Below are 1,572 nucleotides of genomic sequence, written 5' to 3'. Positions count from 1 at the left end.
CGAGCAACCGCCGAAGCAAAGCGATGCTGCGCGTGAGGGAGTTCTCCGAGACCGCGGTGTCGCCCCACACCGCGTTCAGCAGTTCTTCTTTGGCGATCAGCTTTTGAGGATTGTGCAGCAGGAACAGCAGAACCCGGAACGCCTTCGGTTCGACCGGGATCACCTCTCCCGCCTTGATGAGACGGAATTCCCGCTCTCGAACTTCTACGTCGCCAAAACGAAAGACTGCTTCCTGAGTGCCCAACATCGTGCAACCTCCAACCTTCCGAGGTTGACTTTCAGGGAGCTTTCAAACGCGCTCCTGAGGGCCCACTTTTACGGCGGAAGTTTAGCACCATTCGAGAAGAAGAATCTGTGACGCTGCTAACAACAGAAAATCGGGGACTTATTGCCCATCACAACTCCGTCATGAGTTCATCAAGCACTTGCAGAAACTCATCATCCACACCCAGAAACTGATCAGGAGCCCATCAAGACCATGTAGCGATGCCAGCCCACAGTGACCTCAGCCTGACCGGCTGAGGAGCTCTGGCAATGAATACTTTCAAGGGTTTCGCTTCCTTCCTTCTTGCAGCAGCCATCGTTTCCGCACTTTCAGCAGAGACACATTGCCCGGGCAATATCGCCGGAGCTCCCCTACGTTTCGCAAACGGCTACCAGATGATCGTGGCCGTCTCGGTGAATCATTCCGGGCCGTATAACTTTCTGCTGGACACGGGCACGCAGTTCTCGATGGTGGATCCTTCGTTGGCTGCCGAACTCCACATGAAGAGCCAGGATTCGGTTCCGGTCAACGGAACTGGATTTCATACGACTGCCGCAGCAGCGCAGCTTGATCAGCTTGAAGTCGGCTCTCACACCGTCGCCCACATGGAAGTGGTGGTGTACGACCTTCAAAATCTCAAGTCCATCGATCTCCAGGTTCGCGGCATCCTTGGCGAGGACTTTCTTCAGCACTTCGACATGCTGATCGACAATGCGCACAAGATGCTTTGCCTGGACGACTCAAGCGCCATGCGTGCTGAGATAAAGGGAACGCATATCGAAATGCTGACACCAACTCAAGCAGACGTTCCGCCCAACTCGCTGATCTTGGCAGTCCGTCTTTCGGATGCGAGGCGGCCGCTTCACTTAAAGCTCGACTCCGGCGCAAACGCTCCGTTCCTTTACAGCGCACCTCAGTACATGGCGGTTGCACAATTTCGGGGAGCCTCCCTGCACGGAAGCGGAACGAATGGATCGCAAGCCGCGTTCGTCGCGTTGCCAGCGCAGAACATGAAGATCGGCTCCCTTGAATTGGAAAAGGTCTCCTTCTTCACACAAGCAGGTGTTCAGAAGGACTCCCGCACATCGGACTTTGATGGACTCCTCACCATGGGGCTCTTTCGCCGCGTTTTCATCTGCCACGCGGAGCACTTCGCGATTCTTGAAGCGCGGTAAGACCCGAAGAGATTGGTTTCGGTCGTATCTGAACAATCCCATTAGTTATGTTTTTGCCAACATACTTCGCGGCCGACTGAAAATGGTCGGACTTTCGGCGACGAATTTCCTGCAGAATTGCGTCGTGATTTC

Annotated in this window: 2 protein-coding genes; one reads left to right on the top strand and one right to left on the bottom strand. The window is 54.6% G+C overall.

What is annotated here, in order from left to right:
• Positions 1 to 247: winged helix-turn-helix domain-containing protein (locus WA354_RS00535; RefSeq protein WP_472811052.1), on the bottom strand; the 247-nt coding region annotated here is incomplete at its 3' end.
• 287 nt (positions 248 to 534) lie between these two features.
• Here WA354_RS00535 and WA354_RS00530 point away from each other — a divergent pair.
• Positions 535 to 1,440 carry a retropepsin-like aspartic protease gene (locus tag WA354_RS00530; protein ID WP_472811051.1) on the top strand — a complete coding sequence of 302 codons (906 nt, stop codon included), beginning with the start codon at positions 535 to 537 and terminating at the stop codon, positions 1,438 to 1,440.
• The last annotated feature ends 132 nt before the right edge of the window (positions 1,441 to 1,572 follow it).

The organism is Occallatibacter sp. (assembly GCF_049802275.1).
Lineage (GTDB): Bacteria > Acidobacteriota > Terriglobia > Terriglobales > Acidobacteriaceae > Telmatobacter.
This window is presented reverse-complemented; position numbering and strand designations above follow the sequence as displayed.

Coding starts and splice junctions, on each gene's coding strand:
- WA354_RS00530 (WP_472811051.1), top strand. CDS start 535: ATGAATACTTTCAAGGGTTTCGCTTCCTTCCTTCTTGCAGCAGCCATC.